Below are 17,528 nucleotides of genomic sequence, written 5' to 3'. Positions count from 1 at the left end.
AGGGAAAGAGTGGAAATGATGAACATCAGGCATGCATCTTTGGCCATGGCGTTGGCCACCGTGATTGGTTGGCTGCCGCTGCGTGCGCAGGCCTCTGATTACAGCTTTGCCCATGATGCAGATGGACATCGCGATTGCACGCGTCTGGTGGCATCGGGCAACCCCGACTACCCGCCTTATCTTTGGGTCGCCAAGGATGGTGAAGCCTTGCAAGGTGCTGCTGCTGACTTCATCAAGCGCGTTGGTGAAATCGCAGGTGTCGAAATTGACGTGGTCTATTCGGGCAATTGGGGCCGTGTGCAGCAACATATGCGCGACGGTACGATTGATATGATTGCCGGCGCTTTCCTGACCCTGCCGCGCCTCGAATACATGGATTATTTCTATCCGGCCTTTCAGGGCACCCGTACCCTGATCTGGACCCGCGACAATCTTGATCTGGGCTATAGCCAGTGGTCGGATCTTGTCGGGATCGAAGGGCTTACCGTGATCAATAACAGTTTCGGCCAGGCGTTCGATGCCTATGCCCGCCACAATCTGACCATCCGCGAGGTGCCAAGTCTTGAACAGGGGTTGCAAATGCTCTCGCTGAGTCGGGCTGAATACCTGATCTACGAAGAATTCCCCGGCAAGGCCGTGGCGGCCCACGAAAATATCACCAATATCCGCAGCTACGAAACGCCTGTCAGCACCGAAAACCTGTATCTGACCATGTCGCACAAATCGGAATGCAATTCCGGCGACCTGCGGGGCCGTATTTCGCGTGCTGTTTTCGAACTCGTTTCAAAAGGTGTCATGACCGAAATGCTCGAAGCCAGCATTCAGGACTGGGGCGAACACACCAACTAGGGCGTCCCGACCAGGCCAGCGCCCGACAAGGCGTCGAGGGTAAAACGAGCAATCCGCCCGACCGCCACGTTTAGCAAAACCTCTGGCGACCAACCGATGGCGACAAACATCCGGCGCCTACTCTCCGACACCTGTTCTCCAACCTCCAACCGTCAGTGCGCCAGACGCCGCATCCGCTCAGCGGTGCTCAACCCCAGCCCGCCAGCGCCCGACTGCCAGCGCCCAGACTGCCAATGTCCAGAGCCTCAGCCGCACCCCCGGCCCGCAAACCTTCGCCCCCTCTGCATCAGCCCCGCGCCGAAGCCCGCGCAACCCACAGTCCGCAACCCACAACCGGACAGCCCACAGTCTGAAGTCAACAACCCGCAGCCCGGCAACGTCGGGAACCATGCACCCCCGGACTGCCACACCGCCGCACCCCGGCATCCCAGCACCCCGGCATCCCAGCACCCCAGCACCCCAGCACCTCAACGCCTCAGCACCCTCCAACCAACCCTACTGCCCACGGCAAAGCCCCTGATTGCCGTGCCTCAATCGGCTTTTGGCATTAAATTGGTATAGCTATGCGGATTTGATTTGACGTTAACGTTAACGTTAACTACAACAGAGTCGCGTTATCTTCCGGTGCGTTCAGGATTGGCCGCATCGCACTTACCTCAGGATCGCGACATGGCTTCGTTTGAACCGCAGAACCCCGATTACGCCGCCGAAGTGCGCCGGCGTTTCGCCCAGCAACCCTACAATCTGTCGATTGGGGCACAGGTTGATGACGTGCAGCCTGGCCGGGTGGCGGTGATCGTGCCAGCGCGGCCCAATCTTTTGCAGCATAACGGCTATTTCCATGGCGGTCTGATCGCCGGTCTTGCCGACATTGCCGGGGGTTTTGCCGGTTGGAGCCTGGTTGACGCTGATCAGGGAATGCTGACCATCGAGTACAAGCTCAACATCGTCGCACCCGGCATGGGCGATCAGTTGCGCGCGGTTGGCGAGGTTGTTTCACGCGGTCGGTCGATCATTGTCACGCGCATCGATGTCTTTGGTATGAGGAATACCGAAACGGTCCTTTGCGCCACATCGCTTCAGACGCTCAAGGTCATGAAGCTTCCGCCGGAATTATTAAACAGCGCCGCATAATCGGGCTGATTATTCACTTTTATTAAATAACCAGAATTCGCAGGGCAGGAACAGTAACATGGCATTTTTCGACTTCCCCGGACTGAAATTCGATCTTGGTGAAACCGCAGAAGCGATCCGCGAAACCGTCTCCTCCTTTGCGGAGGCCGAAATCGCCCCGCGCGCTGCCGAAATTGATGAAACCAACCAGTTCCCCAATGATCTGTGGCGCAAATTCGGCGACCTTGGCCTGCTGGGTATAACCGTATCCGAAGAAGATGGCGGTACGGGCCTTGGGTATCTTGAACATGTTATCGCCATGGAAGAAATCAGCCGCGCCTCGGCCTCTGTTGCCTTGTCATACGGCGCGCATTCCAACCTGTGCGTGAACCAGATCAAACGCAACGCCACAGCCGAACAAAAGGCCAAATACCTGCCCAAACTGATGAGCGGCGAGCATATCGGGGCGCTGGCCATGAGCGAGCCGGGCGCAGGATCCGACGTTGTGTCGATGAAGCTCAAGGCCGAAAAGAAGGGGGATCGTTACATCCTCAATGGCAACAAGATGTGGATCACCAACGGCCCGGATGCCGATACGCTGGTGGTCTATGCCAAAACCGATCCCGATGCCGGGCCCAAGGGCATTACGGCCTTTATCATTGAAAAGACCTTCAAGGGGTTCTCGACCGCGCAAAAGCTCGACAAGCTGGGCATGCGCGGATCCAACACCTGCGAGCTGGTATTTCAGGATTGCGAAGTGCCCGAGGAAAACATTCTCGGCCAGCTTAATGGCGGTGTGCGGGTTTTGATGAGTGGCCTTGATTACGAACGCGCGGTTCTGGCCGCAGGCCCCACAGGCATCATGCGTGCCTGCATGGACGTGGTCGTGCCTTATATCCATGAACGCAAGCAGTTCGGCAAGGCGATTGGCGAGTTCCAGCTGATGCAGGGCAAGATTGCCGATATGTACACCACGATGAATGCATGCCGTGCCTATGTTTATGAGGTTGCCAAGGCGTGTGACCGTGATGAAACCTCGCGCAAGGACGCAGCCGGTGTGATCCTTTATGCTGCGGAAAAGGCAACCTGGATGGCACTTGAAGCCATTCAGACGCTGGGCGGCAATGGCTATATCAATGAATATCCGACGGGCCGTCTGCTGCGCGATGCCAAGCTTTATGAAATCGGTGCAGGCACCAGTGAAATCCGCCGTATGCTGATTGGCCGCGAACTGTTTGGCGAAACCGCCTGAGTCCGCTAAACCCTGATTGAACTTCTGTCCCATAAACAAACGGACCTTACCATGAGCATTTCTGATCCGATCGTCATCGTTTCCTGCGCGCGCACCCCGATGGGCGGCATGCAGGGTGATTTTGCCCCTGTTACGGCGTCCGAACTGGGCGGTGTTGCCATCAAGGCTGCCCTGGAACGTGGTGGCGTGTCTGCCGATGATATTGACGAAGTGATCATGGGCAATGTCCTGCCCGCCGGACAGGGGCAGGCTCCGGCCCGCCAGGCTGCATGGAATGCCGGCATCCCGCGTGCGGCCGGTGCAACCACGATCAACAAGATGTGCGGATCGGGCATGAAGGCCGTGATGTTTGCCCACGATACGCTGGCGGCCGGTTCCGCCGACGTCATGGTTGTTGGTGGCATGGAAAGCATGACCAATGCGCCGTTTTTGCTTCCGAAAATGCGTTCGGGCCACAAATACGGCCATGACATGGTCTATGACCACATGGCGCTTGATGGTCTGGAAGATGCCTATGACAAGGGCCGTTCGATGGGGACCTTCGCCGAGGCAACAGCGGAAAAATACGGCTTTACGCGTGAAGCGCAGGATGACTATGCCATTACCTCGCTGACGCGTGCGCAGAATGCAGCCAAATCCGGCCATTTTAGCGATGAAATCACCCCGGTCACCTATGCCACCCGCAAGGGCGATGTGACGATTGATGCCGACGAACAGCCGCCAAAAGCCAAACCGGAAAAGATCCCGACCCTGCGTCCGGCCTTTGCCAAAGATGGCACGGTCACAGCTGCCCATTCCGCATCGATTTCAGATGGGGCCGCAGCCCTTGTCATGATGCGCGCATCCGAGGCCGAAAAGCGCGGGCTCAAGCCGCTTGCCAAGATCGTTGGTCAGGCAACGCATTCCCAAGAACCTTGCTGGTTCACGACCGCCCCGGTTGATTCAATCAAGAAGGTGCTGTCCAAGGCGGGCTGGGCCAAGGACGATGTCGATCTTTGGGAAATCAACGAAGCCTTTGCCGTGGTCGCCATGGCCGCGATCCATGATCTGGAGCTTGATCATGGCAAGGTCAATGTCCATGGCGGCGCCTGTGCGCTGGGTCATCCGATTGGTGCGACCGGTGCGCGATTGCTTGTAACCCTGATCCATGCGCTTAAAACCCATGGCGGTACCAAGGGTGTGGCCTCGCTTTGCATTGGCGGTGGCGAAGCAACAGCGGTTGCCATCGAACTCCTGTAATTCCCGGGTGAATTATGTGAACCAAGTTACGCCCCTGTGGTCGAAGTTTTCGGCTTTCTGGTGACAGAAAACCTTGATCCTGCTATCGGAATGACGGTTTTGGCGCAGGGGCGAGGCTACCTGCGTGACACAGCGGTATCACAGTCAAGGGACAGCCATGCAAGATGTGTTGAGCCTGGCGGCGCAAAATCTTCTGTCGCCCATCGTTCTATTCTTTGTTCTGGGGGCGGGTGCCGCCCTTGCGCGTTCGGATCTGACGATCCCCGAGGCGGTGGCCAAGGGGATATCGCTTTATCTTCTGTTTGCCATTGGTTTCAAGGGCGGGGTTGCAGTTTCAAATAACGGCATCGACCTGACGCTTGGCATGACGCTGATGTCCGGTGTGATCCTGTCCTTTGTTCTGCCTTTCATTGCCTTTGGCCTTTTGCGATGGATTTCGCAACTGAGCAGAACAGACGCCGCTGCCGTGGCAGGCCATTATGGCTCGATCTCTATTGTCACCTTTGTTGCCGCGACCTCTGTGCTGCAAAGTTCCGGCATCGTGGCAGAGGGGTACATGGTTGCCGTTGCAGCCGCGATGGAGGCACCTGCCATCTTCTCGGCCCTGTTGCTGGTGTCATCAGGCGGAAAAGGGCGGATGGATGGCGCGCTGATCCGTGAAATCCTGCTTAATGGCTCTATCGTTTTGCTGGTTGGCAGCTTCCTTATTGGCTGGATCACCGGGGCCGAAGGCATGGCCAAGATCGAGGCGCTGATTGTTGCGCCCTTCCAGGGGGTCCTGTGCCTGTTCCTGCTTGATATGGGGCTGGTTGCCGGGCGTGGCCTTAAACAGGGGCGTGCGGTTTTGCGTCCGGGGCCGCTTGTTTTCGGGATGCTGATGCCGGTGATCGGGTCGTGCCTTGGGCTGGCGTTTGCGTTGCTTATCGGCCTGTCGCTGGGTGGAGCGGTGCTGTTGATGGTGCTGGCCGCCTCGGCAAGTTATATCGCGGTGCCCGCCGCCATGCGTGTCGCCCTGCCAGAGGCCAACCCGTCCGTCTATCTTACGCTGTCGCTTGGTGTGACGTTCCCCTTCAACCTGACGCTTGGCATTCCGCTTTATCTTGCAATCGCCAGCGCCGTTCACGGAGGTTAATCCCATGGAAAAGCATGATGCCAAACGTGTGGCGATCATTATCGAAGCCATCATGGAAACCCGCCTGCGTCAGGCGCTTGAAGGTGCCGGGGTCACGGGCTTTTCCGTGCTGCCGGTTCTGGGCGGATCGGGCCGGTCCGGTAACTGGAGCCGCGACGATACCGTGTCGCGCGGGGGCGGCATGGTTCAGGTGATCTGCATTATCCGGCCAGAGAAACTTGACCGGATGCTTGAGGCCGCTTTTGAGGTAGTAGACCGCCATATCGGCGTCGTCACGATCAGTGATTGTCAGGTGCTGCGCGCCGACCGCTTCTAGAACCTGATCCTTGAACGTTTGGGTTTGGATGTCTTGCGAGCTAGGGAGATTGCACGTTTAGAACGATTCAAAAGGTTTGAATGGGGGCTATCAACTTGGGCGAATTGGTCCTATTTTGGCGACAGAGTTTGACAGGATAGGGGACTTCGCGAGATGCCAAAGCCAACCGTTGATCGGATGCTTGCCGGGTTCAAAAGCTTTAAGGCGATGTATTATGAACAGCGCCCGGAACGCGTCGAGGATCTGGTGAATATGGGCCAGCGGCCGGAAGTTCTTTTGATTGCCTGTTCTGATTCCCGCGTTGATCCCGCCATTCTGACCAATGCCGAACCGGGCGAGATGTTTGTCATCCGTAACGTTGCAAACCTTGTTCCGCCCTATGAGCCCGATGAAAATTATCACGGGACGTCTTCGGCGATTGAATTTGCGGTGCGTGATCTGAAGGTCAAGGACATCGTCATTCTGGGTCATTCGGCATGCGGTGGCATGCAGGCCCTGGTTGAGCACGGCGAAGCGGGCAAGGTGCCGGATCGCGACTTTATCGGCGAGTGGGTCAGCATTGCGAAATGCTGTCTGGAACATGGTCCGGATGCCGACAAGGTATCGCGCCATTCGATCCGCAACTCGTTGCAAAACCTGATGTCGTTCCCGTTCATCAAGGAACTGGTCGATGCCGGTGACCTCAAGCTGCATGGCTGGTGGTACGGCATGAAGGAAGGGATCCTGTGGCGCTTTGATGCCGCGCAGGACAGATTTGTTCAGGGCGAAGAATAAGCCCGGCCTGATGAAAACGATCTTCTGATCACAGGACCGGACATCGCCCATGAAACGTAAAGCGGGAGGGTGGCCGTCATGCGGTTGGAAGAACATCAGATCATGGTGCGCGATACAGCGCGCGAGTTCGCCGAAAACGAACTCAAACCCAATGCAGCAAAATGGGATGCCCACCACACCTTCCCGGCCGAGGCGATTGCAGGCCTGGGCGAGCTTGGCTTTCTGGGCATGCTGGTGCCCGATGAATATGGCGGGGCGGGCATGGATCATGTCGCCTATGCCTTGGCACTTGAAGAAATAGCGGCTGGCGACGGGGCAACATCGACCATCATGTCGGTGCATAACTCTGTTGGCTGCATGCCGATCCTGAAATTCGGGACAGAGGCACAAAAGCAGGAATTTCTGATCCCGATGGCGCGCGGTGAAAAGATCGGGGCCTTTTGCCTGACCGAACCGCAGGCCGGATCGGATGCCAGTGCGCTGCGCACCCGGGCGGTCCGCGATGGCGATCACTGGATCCTTAATGGCGCCAAGCAATTCATCACATCCGGGTCTGAGGGCGATGTCGCCATCGTCTTTGCCGTGACCGATCCGGACGCCGGGAAGCGCGGCATTTCAGCCTTTATCGTGCCGACCGATACGCCGGGTTATGTTGTTTCGCGGGTCGAGGAAAAGCTGGGGCAGAATGCGTCTGACACCTGTCAGATCACCTTTGTCGAATGCCGGGTACCCGCCGAGAACATGTTGGGTGAGGAAGGGCAGGGCTATAAAATCGCCCTTGCCAACCTTGAAGGCGGGCGCATTGGCATTGCCGCCCAGTCGGTCGGTATGGCGCGTGCGGCGTTCGAGGCCGCCAAGGATTACGCCAACGAACGCGAAACATTCGGCAAAAAGATCATTGAACATCAGGCGGTGGCGTTTCGTCTGGCCGATATGGCGACCAAGATCGATGCCGCCCGCTTGCTGGTACAACGTGCCGCCACCCTGCGCGATGATCAGAAGCCGTGTTTGACCGAGGCCTGCATGGCCAAGATGTTTGCTTCTGAAATTGCCGAAGAAGTCTGCTCGGCCGCGATCCAGATCCATGGCGGATACGGCTACCTCAAGGACTTCCCGGTCGAGCGCATCTATCGCGATGTGCGGGTGTGCCAGATCTATGAAGGCACATCCGATATCCAGCGGATGGTGATTGCCCGGGCGTTGGCCGATTGACGGACAGGGCTGCACGTCGGCAGATTGTTAGCTCGGTGGCGGTGCGAAGAGTTCAAGGAAGCGTTCCGCGCGCGGCAGGGCGTCATGCAGAAATTGTTTTGGTTCGCGCAACCATAGCCCGTCGATCTGGCGCGACTTGGGTTCGGAAATCAAAACGTCGTGCGGGATTTCTTTGATTTCGACGTCCCAGTCCGGCCAGCGCTGTCTGGCCCGGCGGATGCAATGGCTGATGAATGCAGCACGCTTGCTGTAGCCATGATAATCAAACACCCAGTCGTCGTGGGCGACGACAATGTGATTGCCCGGATGGTTGTTTTTCGGGTGAAGCCAAAGTGCGGTGAGCTTCCCAATCGTGCTGTATCGCTTGATAAAGGCGTGGGCGAGGATGTGGCAGGCACCACAGGCAAAGAACACCCGGTCTGGCAGGTTCCAGCGCATCACCGGATCGCTTTTGCGATAGTTCGGCGTTCTTGGCTGATACATCGGCCTTAATCCTGACGCCCGGGCAGAAGTCCGTGCTTTTCAATCAAGCGGCGGAACTGGTGGTAGTTCAGGTGAAGCGCTTTGGCGGCTTCAGTCTGGTTGTTGGCGTTTTCGCGCAGGGCTTGTTGCAGAAGCTTTATTTCGAAATTGGCGACCTGTGTTTTGAAGTCGATGGTGCCGTCCGGGGCGCTGTTGGGTTCAGGCGTTTCAGTTGCGCCGGGTTGGCTGGCTGTACTGTTTTCGGTTTCTGACCAGATGTCCTCAAACGGATCCAGCGTGATGTGGGCCAGCGGGTTTTCGTCGTCTTCAGCAAGGTAGATGCTGCGTTCAACTGCGTTGCGCAGTTCGCGGATGTTGCCGGGCCAGGGATGGCGGAGAAGCTGTTCGGCGGCATTGCGCGAGAAGCCCGGAAAGACGCTGCGGCCCAGCCGTTTTGTCATCTCAAGTGCGAACTGTTCGGCGAGTAAAAGGATATCATCAGACCTTTGGCGGAGTGGTGGCACGGCGATGACGTCAAAGGCGAGGCGATCAAGCAGATCGGCGCGGAACCTGTTGGTTTTGGCCAGTTCGCGCAGATTTTCATTTGTCACACCAATGACGCGGGTGTCGACTTCGATGACCTCGGACCCGCCGACGCGTTCGATTTCACCATACTCAACCACCCGCAGAAGCTTTTCCTGAACCACCGTGCTGGCTGTGGCGATTTCGTCCAGGATGATGGTGCCGCCGTGCGCTCGTTCGAACCGCCCGATATGGCGTTTGGTGGCCCCGGTAAACGCCCCGGCCTCGTGGCCGAACAGTTCGGTATCGAGCAGGGTTTCAGAAAGGGCGGCGCAATTGACCTTGACCAGTGGGCCGCCCCAGCGGCGCGACAGATAGTGCAGGCGGGCGGCAATCAGTTCCTTGCCCGAGCCGCGTTCGCCAATCACCAGACACGGGCGTTCAATCGGTGCCAGACGTGAAACATGTTCAAGGGCGGCCAGAAAAACGGGGTCTTCGCCCAATATCGGTTGCAAGCTATCCATTTCGCGGAAAACGTTATCGAAAAACGACAATATTGTCGCGATAAAAGTTAAACAAAAAGTCTGATGATTAATTAAGTCATTGATTTTGCGGGATTTCAAAACTGGCACGGCATTTGAAATACAGAGTGCAGAATTTGTAGCGTCCCCCGATTAATTAAGGAGATCAGACAATGGGCGTGTTTTCGCGTTTGTCCGATATCGTAAATGCCAACATCAATTCGCTTCTGGATCGTGCCGAAGATCCGGAAAAAATGGTGCGTTTGATGATCCAGGAAATGGAAGACACCCTGGTTGAGGTGCGTTCCGCTGCCGTCAAGGCGATTGCCGACAAGAAGGAAGTCGAGCGCAAGCTCAAGAAACTTCATGACGGTCAGGTCGAATGGGACACCAAGGCAGAGTTTGCTGTTTCCAAGGGCCGTGATGATCTGGCCAAGGGCGCACTGATGGCGCGCCGTCGTCTGGCCGACCAGAGCCTTGTGCTTGAGCGGGAGCTGGAAGTGATTGAGGAAACCCTTGGCAAGTATGACGAGGACCTGAACAAGCTTCAGAACAAGCTGAACGAAGCCAAGGCAAAACAGCGTACGGTTGAAATCCGCATGCAGACAGCTGAAAAGCGTGTCAAAATGAAAGAAAAGCTGCATTCGGGTCAGATCGATGACGCGCTTCTGCGCTATGAGCAGATGGAACGCCGCATTGACGAGCTTGAAGCCGATGCGGACTCCTGGGAGCTTGGCCGCGGCCAGAGCCTTGAAGAGCAGTTTGAAGACCTTGAGGCGGAGCTCGGGATCGAGGATGATCTCAAGGAACTGAAAGCGCGTGTGAAAAAAGACACGAAGAAAGACAAGTAAGTAACAGGCTTGCGTGTTTTGAAGCACAGGTCTGTTTGAAAGAACGAGATGTCGAATATGTGGGCGATTGCCGTACCCTTGATCGTTTTAATCGCCGTGGTTGGCCCGGTTTGGGTCGTGTTTCACTACATCACGGTCTGGAAGCGCATGAAGGCGGAGCAACGCCCGCAAAGCCCGGCACAGACCGCGCGCGAAAAGGAAATCGTGGCCGATCTGAAACAGCGGGCAAAGCGACTCGAAACCCGTGTCGAAACACTTGAACGCCTGTTAGATGCCGAGGTTGCCGAATGGAGGAACAGGATATGACGGCCCAGCAAGCTGCTGCCGGAAATGGTTTTCAGCGCGGTCACAAGAAGCGCGGATGCCGTTCATCGCACGCCAACCATGACGGAAAGCAATGTCATGGCGTGATCGGCCGGACGACGCGCGGTATTTCAGAAGCCTTTGGCATCCCGCGCAAAGGGGTGCTGATTGCCTTCATTCTGGTTCTGATCTTCAGCTTCCCGGTCGGCGTGATGCTGTTTGGTCTGGCATGGGCCTATGTCCATCATCCGGACTGGTTTGATGGTCTGCGCGGTAAAGTACGCGGTGCGGGTCAGAGCACATCAGCCGGACGTGCCGCACGCCAGAACCATAATGCAGCGCAATCCGAGGCAGCTGATGAGCGCCCGACGGTTGGTGTCGATTACGAGGAAAGCTGGATGGAAGACCTGCGAGAGCAGTTTGACGATCTGGAACGGCGCACCGGTTCGATGGAAGGCTTTGTCGCATCTGGCGATTACCGCATGGCATCCGAATTCAAAAAGATGAAAGAGGATGACGACGCCAGCAAGGCCGATAATGACACCAAGTCGGATGGGCCGAAGGCGTAAGATTATTGGCAATCCCGTAATCGGCCAGTTTTGTCATCCCGGGCGGAGCAAAGCGCAGACCGGGAATCCATAACCTGTTGAAGCGCTGATGGATTCCCGCCTTCGCGGGAATGACGATCCGAAGAGAGGCATTGTTCAGCAACCGAGATTGACGGCGGTTTTATAAGCTACCCCAATCCCCCCTCGCGTTAGCACGGGTCTTGACCCGAAGAACCGTCGTCAAACAGTTAAGCCGGATTGCCAATGCAGTCCGGTTTTTCTTTTGTTTGCAAGTTCTTGCAGAAAAAATCCCAAATAGCATTTATCACTATACCTAATTTAAAGGTTTTCCCGGCAAAGTCGGGAAAATTGCCCATATATCCAGAGACAGGGCAGACAGCGTTTTGGGGAACATCATATGGCGACCATGATCGAACATCCCGGGGAACAGGATTTTCTGCATCGTTTGATGCTTGATAATCCGTGGTGGGATGGCGTTACCGATGAGCAGGTGCAGGGCCTGCCACAACGGGCGTTTTTCAAGCGGTTCTGGGCGGCAATTGAAAAGAATGACGGGCAGAAGGCGCTGGTGTTGACCGGTCCGCGCGGGGTCGGCAAGACCGTGATGATGCGTCAGGCCGTGTCGGAACTTTTGAATGCCGATACGCCGCGTCGCCATGTTTGCTATGTGTCGCTGGAACATCCGCTGTTTCTGGAAATAGACCTGCCGCGTTTGCCAAAATTGTTGCGTTCGATGCGCGGCATTTCGGCTGATCACCCGCTTTGGCTGTTTATCGACGAGGTATCCTATCAGCGCGATTGGGAGGCCAGCCTGATCAAACTACTGGCGGCCGATCCGATGTTGCGCGTGGTGGCGGTCAGTGCGCTCGCCCCGGCGGGCGATAATGTTGAATATATTCAAAGCCTGTTTTTGCCCCCGTTCAGCTTTGCCGAGTATCTTGAGCAAAAGGGCATCGCGCCGAGTGATGTCTTGCCCGAAACGCCCAATGTCGGACGCTATACGGCTGATGTGCCGGACGGGTTGGTTGAACTTAACGACCTGTTTGAAGACTATATCAATGAAGGTGGCTTTCACGATGCCAATGGCGAGGCCGGGGCCATTCACCGATCATTGCATTCCGATTTGCCGGGGCTTCACGGTATTTCAAGCCCCTCGGACCTGCATCGGTTGTTTGCGCTTCTGGCCTATAATACGGGGTCGGAATTTTCGATTGAAACGCTGGCGCGTGAGCTTGATATCGCCAAGAACACGCTTCGGCGGTATCTGGAATATCTTGAAAGTGCCTGGCTGGTGCGCCGTCTTGAACGTGTGGATCAGGATGCCAAACCGTTCCAGCGTGCGGTGGCGTTCAAGGTCCATCTGATCCATCCGGGGCTTCGTACCGGATTGATTGGCGGGCGGGCATCCGACAGTGCGACAATCACGCGTTTGGCCGAAACCGCGATCCAGACACAGTTCTTGACGTCAAGTGTCGGGATGGAAAGTCTGTATTACGCGCGCTGGGGGCAATATGAGGTGCCGTTTGTGTTCCTTGATCGCCGGTCCGGCACGCCGCTTTTTGCCTATCACTGCCTGTGGCGCGATGAGGCGATCCGCAAGCCCAAGGAAATCCGCGCCCTTGTCAATTTCCGGGGCAGTCATGCGCTGCCGCTTGGGGCGTTTGTCCTGACCAAGGCGCAATGGCATGGTGGCAAGCTTGGCGGGGTGCCGATGCGCTTTGAGCCGGCCAGTGTGCTGGCCCTTCGTATCGGGCTTGAATTTTCGCAGCTTTGAATTGTGGTGCGTGGCAAAGGAGGTCGTTGATGACCGGGCTTTTACGGATTTGCCTCTGTTTTGTTGCCGGGATGGTTTTGCCGGGGATTGCGTTTGCGCAAGCACAGGTTGCCTGCCCTGCCGATCCGCATTGGACTGACACCACACCACCGATCAATATCGAACATGTCTTTTGCGGCGAGGTCGATGGCAAGCGGGCCAAGGGGTTTCATTCCCGCCCGGATGGCATTAATCCGGCCAGTGTCGCGGATGTAAAGATCACCCAGGCGCCAAATGCCAGCGGCATTTACGGCGCGACGATCACACTGGTGAACCCCGATGGACCCGACCCATCGAAGTTTTCGACAATGTTCCCCGACAGGTGCAGTCAGGCAGAGGTCGAGAAATCCATTATTCATGCCTATGACCATCAGGTGGCCTGCGCGACGGGTGCGCCGCATTGGGCATCTTGCGGGTTTAACCGGCCTGAAGGCGGGTCGAGTGCGGGATATTGTGTTGGTCCATCGGAAGATGCGCGTTTTTACATCGCCTTTGCCACCCTCAGTCACGGGGCGCATGCGGGCAATATCAACACGGCCTTTCCGCTGTATTGATCACGGGTGGCAAGCGGCAGGTGATGAAAGACTTTTATAATGACAGCCGGTGATTTTCCGCAGCCCGACTGGCCGGGCAAACTGGCCGATGACCCGGGACATGATTGTATTGCGGCCTGTCTGGTAATGGATATCGGGCGCGCGGACCAATGGGCGGCAGAGGTGCTTTCGCACGTTGGGCGGGTGCGTCAGGGTGTTGATGCCTCTTGGGAAATGGCGATGAATGCCTACATCTTGAATGTCGGGCCGGACACAACCGAGATCGCGCCGGTTTATGACGAAGCGGGTGAAAGCCCGGTGACGGTCCGGACCGATGATCTGGAGCTGGCTTTGCATGCATGGATATCAAGGCTCTTGGAAAGTCCGGATTAACCGGGCGGAAAGCAATTTGCCCGAAGGTGGGCGTGGTTGGACATGATGAGTAAAGCGATTTGAACCCGGCATTCTGGCGTATTCCCGCATGTGCGATAGCGATATTGGCGGTGGCATTTGTCATGTCCGCGAGCCATCCCGCATTGGCGCAAAGCGAAAGCACCAAGGAAGCGCTGTCTGACCCGCTGGAAAAATTCCTGCATCAGTATGTCGAGCATGCCGGTTTGCCAGGTGGCGTGGTGGCGATTGGCTATGGCGAAGACAATGTGCGCTATGCTGCGACCGGCTATGCCAGTGTCCGGCCCGAAACCGCCATGACGCGGGATCGGCAGTTTTATATCGGATCGCTGACCAAGATGATGACGGCGGTGGTTACCCTGCAACTGGCATCCGAAAAGCGGATTGATCTGGCCGATCCGATTGGCAAATACCTGCCCGAAGAATTCCGCGACCGCATTGCCAGTGCCGACCGCGCGACCATTCGCGATTTGCTGCGCAACAGTTCGGGGATTCCCGATTATCTGGATGGCGAGTTCTTTTTCGAGCTGGTCGGACGCGACCCACAGCATGGCTGGCGCAATGTCGAGCTGCTGCCGCTGATTGCTGATCGGGAAGCCTATTTTGCGCCGGGCACAAATTATGCTGCCTCGAACAGCAATTTTATCCTGCTTGGCGTCATGATCGAGGCGGTCGAGGGCGACCATATCCAGGCGGTGTTTAACCGGCGTATTTTCGAACCCGCCGAAATGATCAATACATCCTTTGGCCGGTATCCCCGCCCCGCATTGCTTGCACGGGGCTTTGATGATGCCAATGGCGACGGGCAGCTTGAAGACGTCACGGATTATGACGTGGGTGATCAACTGGCCGATGGCGGGGTGATTTCCACGGCCGCGGATATGGTCAAATTCGCCCGTGCGCTTTTTGTTGATGGCGTGCTTCTGGGGCCAAACGCGCTGGAGCGCGCCACAACCGATACCGTTTTTGCCGGTGACGGGTCTTATGGCTACGGGCTTATGATTGGCTCAAGCGACTGGGGGCCGGTCTGGGGCCATGACGGGATCTATTTTGGCTATTCGGCCGAGTTTTCCTGGTTCTCGGAGCAGGACACGGTGGTGGTGTTTCTCGCCAATGGCCGCGCGCTCAATGAGGTCCCATCAGTTACCAGCATGCTGATGACTGGATTGTTTGGTACGCCGGAATAGAGTTACCTTCCTGCGGTGGTGCCATATTCTTCTGATTGGCGGATGATTCCCCTGCTCACGGTTGGCTTGCTATGCCGCACCGCAAAAAGTGGCTTGCAGTGAAAAGCGAGTTTAGGTAATTTTCGTAAAAATAAACATCAGATATTGTACGAATATTATCAAACGGGAGATTCCTGATGGCTGCTGCCCCACGTCCGCGCCGCTCTGTTTTGTATATGCCGGGATCGAACGCCCGCGCCCTTGAAAAGGGCAGAAGCCTTCCGGCCGACGGGCTTATTCTGGATCTTGAGGATGCGGTAGCACCCGACGCCAAGGATAGTGCGCGCGATCAGATTGTCAGTGCGCTGTCCGAGGGCGGCTATGGCAAACGTGAAATCCAGATCCGCACCAATGGCCTGAACACGCCGTGGGGCTATGCCGACATCGTCGCGGCATCCAGGACGTCGGCTGATGCCATCCTGCTGCCCAAGGTCGAAAGTGCCGATACGGTGCGACAGGTCGCAAATATCATGGAGGCCGAAGGCGCACATGCGGACATGACCATCTGGTGCATGATGGAAACCCCGCTCGCGATGCTCAATGCCAAGGAAATTGCCGGGGCGCATCCGCGTTTGGGCGGGTTTGTCATGGGGACGTCCGATCTTGCCAAGGATCTGAACTGTGCGCATACCCCGGACCGTTTGCCGATGGTGACCAGCCTTGGTCTTTGCCTGTTGGCGGCACGTGCTTATGGGCTTGCGATTCTTGATGGTGTGCATCTTGATCTGTCTGACGATGCCGGTTTTGAGGCGTCCTGCAAACAGGGGCGCGAGTTCGGCTTTGATGGCAAGACGCTTATTCATCCCAAAACCATTGCAGCGGCCAACGAAGCCTTTGCCCCGGCAGAGGGCGAAATTGAATGGGCGCGCAAGATCATAGCTGCGCACGAAGAAGCCAGTGCCGCTGGCAAGGGTGTTGTCGTGGTCGATGGCAAACTGATTGAAAATCTGCATGTGGTGTCGGCCAAGAAACTGGTCGCGATGGCAGATTTGATTGCAGAGATGGACGGGGCCTAAGCGCCTTCGTCGTCGCCAGACAAAACGGTTCGCGTCGGGTAAAAATGGCTGCGTCAAAGACAGCCAAAGCGGCGCGCATCGGCATTTCACAGAAAAACCGGCCTTTCAGGGGAGGCAGTCGCATGTCAAAGACCAATCCGGGCAATTATTTTGAGGATTTCCAGATCGGACAGGAAATCCGCCACGCCACACCACGCACGATCACCAGTGGTGATGTTGCGCTTTATACCGGGCTGTATGGCCCGCGCTTTGCCGTGCAGTCGTCTGACGAGTTTGCCCAAAGCATCGGATATAAGGCCGCCCCGGTAGATGATTTGCTGGCCTTTCACATGGTGTTTGGCAAGACGGTGCCCGATGTGTCGCTGAATGCGGTGGCCAATCTGGGCTATGCCGGAGGTGTGTTTGGGGTGCCGGTCTATCCCGGTGATACGGTCAGTTCGGTTTCCACCGTGACCGGGATCAAGGAAAACTCCAACGGCAAGACCGGTGTGGTGTATGTCAATTCCGTCGGGCGCAATCAGCGCGGCGAGATGGTGCTGGATTACAATCGCTGGGTCATGGTGCGCAAGCGCGATGAAAGCGCACCGGCCCCGGAAACCGTTTTGCCGGAATTGCCCGGTGTGGTCGCGCCCGAGGCCTTTCAAATCCCGGTCGGGCTGGATGTTTCAGGCTATTCAACCCAGCTGGCGGGATCACCCCATTGCTGGGATGACTATTATGTCGGCGAGAAGATTGATCATGTCGACGGCATGACCCTTGAAGAAGCCGAACATCAGATCGCAACCCGGCTTTATCAAAACACGGCCAAGGTCCATTTCGATCAGGTCGCTGCCAATGGCGGGCGATTTGGCAAGCGGTTGATTTATGGCGGGCATATCATTTCGCTGTGCCGGGCGCTGTCATTTAACGGGCTTGGAAATGCGTTCCGGATTGCCGCGATCAATGCCGGGACGCACGCCAACCCGGCCTTTGCCGGGGATACGATTTTTGCGTGGTCCGAGGTTCTGGGCAAGTTTGAAGTGCCCGGTCGACGTGATCTGGGGGCACTTCGCCTGCGTCTTGTTGCGGTGCGCGATCGTCAGGCCAGTGACTTCCCGCTGAAGGACGCGGATGGCAAATATCAGTCTGATGTGCTGCTTGATTTCGACTACACGGTGCTGATCCCGCGCTGAACCGCGGTAAATCACGGGGCGGCTTAACTTTTCGTTTGGCTGCGCCAAGGTAATTTCGCCGCGCGCTCGGCCCCGATCTTGATCGGGTAGGGACGCATTCATATGTGTTTGCAATAAATAAGACCCGATCCGCTGGCAGTTTCCTTGCGTAAGAAGGTCTAATTGTGCGATTGCTAAAAGCACGTTACGCCGTAAGTGAATGACCCGTGTCTTTCGCAGCACCCATCCCGCAGGGTGTTTAC

At 56.7% G+C, this 17,528-nt stretch carries 19 protein-coding genes; 17 read left to right on the top strand and 2 right to left on the bottom strand.

Going from position 1 to position 17,528, the window contains the following annotated elements:
• Positions 1 to 15: 15 nt before the first annotated feature.
• The 8 genes from AUQ43_RS13940 to AUQ43_RS13905 all read left to right on the top strand — a co-directional run bounded on the left by AUQ43_RS13940 (position 16) and on the right by AUQ43_RS13905 (position 7,887).
• Positions 16 to 849 (top strand): ABC transporter substrate-binding protein, encoded by an 834-nt coding sequence (locus tag AUQ43_RS13940; RefSeq protein ID WP_062956828.1) that lies wholly within the window; start codon positions 16 to 18, stop codon positions 847 to 849.
• A 669-nt stretch (positions 850 to 1,518) separates the two neighbouring features.
• Positions 1,519 to 1,983 (top strand): PaaI family thioesterase, encoded by a 465-nt coding sequence (locus AUQ43_RS13935; RefSeq protein ID WP_062956827.1) that lies wholly within the window; start codon positions 1,519 to 1,521, stop codon positions 1,981 to 1,983.
• Between the two features lie 58 nt (positions 1,984 to 2,041).
• Positions 2,042 to 3,214 (top strand): isovaleryl-CoA dehydrogenase, encoded by a 1,173-nt coding sequence (locus AUQ43_RS13930; protein WP_062956826.1) that lies wholly within the window; start codon positions 2,042 to 2,044, stop codon positions 3,212 to 3,214.
• Positions 3,215 to 3,265: 51 nt separating this feature from the next.
• Positions 3,266 to 4,453, top strand: a complete 1,188-nt coding sequence (locus tag AUQ43_RS13925) for an acetyl-CoA C-acyltransferase (RefSeq protein ID WP_062956825.1) — start codon at positions 3,266 to 3,268, stop codon at positions 4,451 to 4,453.
• 157 nt (positions 4,454 to 4,610) lie between these two features.
• On the top strand, positions 4,611 to 5,585 hold the full coding sequence (locus AUQ43_RS13920; protein ID WP_062956824.1) for a sodium-dependent bicarbonate transport family permease: 975 nt from the start codon (positions 4,611 to 4,613) through the stop codon (positions 5,583 to 5,585).
• Positions 5,586 to 5,589: 4 nt separating this feature from the next.
• Positions 5,590 to 5,901 (top strand): hypothetical protein, encoded by a 312-nt coding sequence (locus AUQ43_RS13915; RefSeq protein WP_062956823.1) that lies wholly within the window; start codon positions 5,590 to 5,592, stop codon positions 5,899 to 5,901.
• A gap of 153 nt (positions 5,902 to 6,054) precedes the next feature.
• Complete coding sequence (locus AUQ43_RS13910) at positions 6,055 to 6,675, top strand: carbonic anhydrase (RefSeq protein ID WP_062956822.1); 621 nt, start codon at positions 6,055 to 6,057, stop codon at positions 6,673 to 6,675.
• 78 nt (positions 6,676 to 6,753) lie between these two features.
• Positions 6,754 to 7,887 (top strand): acyl-CoA dehydrogenase, encoded by a 1,134-nt coding sequence (locus tag AUQ43_RS13905; protein WP_062956821.1) that lies wholly within the window; start codon positions 6,754 to 6,756, stop codon positions 7,885 to 7,887.
• Between the two features lie 27 nt (positions 7,888 to 7,914).
• Here the strand turns inward: AUQ43_RS13905 and AUQ43_RS13900 are convergent, their stop codons facing one another.
• Together AUQ43_RS13900 and pspF are read right to left on the bottom strand one after the other, a co-directional pair.
• Entirely contained in the window at positions 7,915 to 8,370 is a 456-nt protein-coding gene (locus tag AUQ43_RS13900; protein WP_062956820.1) for a hypothetical protein, read from the bottom strand.
• A 5-nt stretch (positions 8,371 to 8,375) separates the two neighbouring features.
• Positions 8,376 to 9,395, bottom strand: coding sequence for a phage shock protein operon transcriptional activator (gene pspF / locus AUQ43_RS13895; RefSeq protein WP_062956819.1), 1,020 nt, complete (start codon positions 9,393 to 9,395; stop codon positions 8,376 to 8,378).
• Positions 9,396 to 9,565: 170 nt separating this feature from the next.
• Between pspF and pspA the strand changes: the two genes are divergently transcribed.
• From pspA to AUQ43_RS13850, 9 genes are all read left to right on the top strand, one after another.
• Positions 9,566 to 10,243, top strand: a complete 678-nt coding sequence (gene pspA, locus AUQ43_RS13890) for a phage shock protein PspA (protein WP_062956818.1) — start codon at positions 9,566 to 9,568, stop codon at positions 10,241 to 10,243.
• A 48-nt stretch (positions 10,244 to 10,291) separates the two neighbouring features.
• A complete protein-coding gene (gene pspB / locus AUQ43_RS13885; protein ID WP_232310681.1) occupies positions 10,292 to 10,549 on the top strand; it encodes an envelope stress response membrane protein PspB in 258 nt (85 codons plus the stop codon).
• Positions 10,546 to 11,115 carry a hypothetical protein gene (locus AUQ43_RS13880; RefSeq protein ID WP_232310680.1) on the top strand — a complete coding sequence of 190 codons (570 nt, stop codon included), beginning with the start codon at positions 10,546 to 10,548 and terminating at the stop codon, positions 11,113 to 11,115. The genes pspB and AUQ43_RS13880 overlap by 4 nt, the downstream gene beginning before the upstream one ends.
• A gap of 397 nt (positions 11,116 to 11,512) precedes the next feature.
• A complete protein-coding gene (locus tag AUQ43_RS13875) occupies positions 11,513 to 12,889 on the top strand; it encodes an ATP-binding protein (RefSeq protein ID WP_062956817.1) in 1,377 nt (458 codons plus the stop codon).
• A gap of 29 nt (positions 12,890 to 12,918) precedes the next feature.
• Positions 12,919 to 13,482 (top strand): EndoU domain-containing protein, encoded by a 564-nt coding sequence (locus tag AUQ43_RS13870; protein WP_084272108.1) that lies wholly within the window; start codon positions 12,919 to 12,921, stop codon positions 13,480 to 13,482.
• Between the two features lie 39 nt (positions 13,483 to 13,521).
• Positions 13,522 to 13,854 (top strand): hypothetical protein, encoded by a 333-nt coding sequence (locus AUQ43_RS13865; protein WP_062956815.1) that lies wholly within the window; start codon positions 13,522 to 13,524, stop codon positions 13,852 to 13,854.
• 122 nt (positions 13,855 to 13,976) lie between these two features.
• Positions 13,977 to 15,059 (top strand): serine hydrolase, encoded by a 1,083-nt coding sequence (locus AUQ43_RS13860; protein WP_232310679.1) that lies wholly within the window; start codon positions 13,977 to 13,979, stop codon positions 15,057 to 15,059.
• A 176-nt stretch (positions 15,060 to 15,235) separates the two neighbouring features.
• The gene (locus tag AUQ43_RS13855) at positions 15,236 to 16,114 is read left to right on the top strand and encodes a CoA ester lyase (RefSeq protein WP_062956814.1); all 879 of its coding nucleotides are present in this window, start codon (positions 15,236 to 15,238) and stop codon (positions 16,112 to 16,114) included.
• A gap of 122 nt (positions 16,115 to 16,236) precedes the next feature.
• A complete protein-coding gene (locus AUQ43_RS13850; RefSeq protein ID WP_062956813.1) occupies positions 16,237 to 17,286 on the top strand; it encodes a MaoC family dehydratase in 1,050 nt (349 codons plus the stop codon).
• Positions 17,287 to 17,528: the final 242 nt, after the last annotated feature.

Source organism: Thalassospira sp. MCCC 1A01148 (assembly GCF_001613795.1).
Lineage (GTDB): Bacteria > Pseudomonadota > Alphaproteobacteria > Rhodospirillales > Thalassospiraceae > Thalassospira.
Note: the sequence above shows the minus strand (reverse complement) of the source record. Positions and strands in the feature narration are given on the sequence as shown.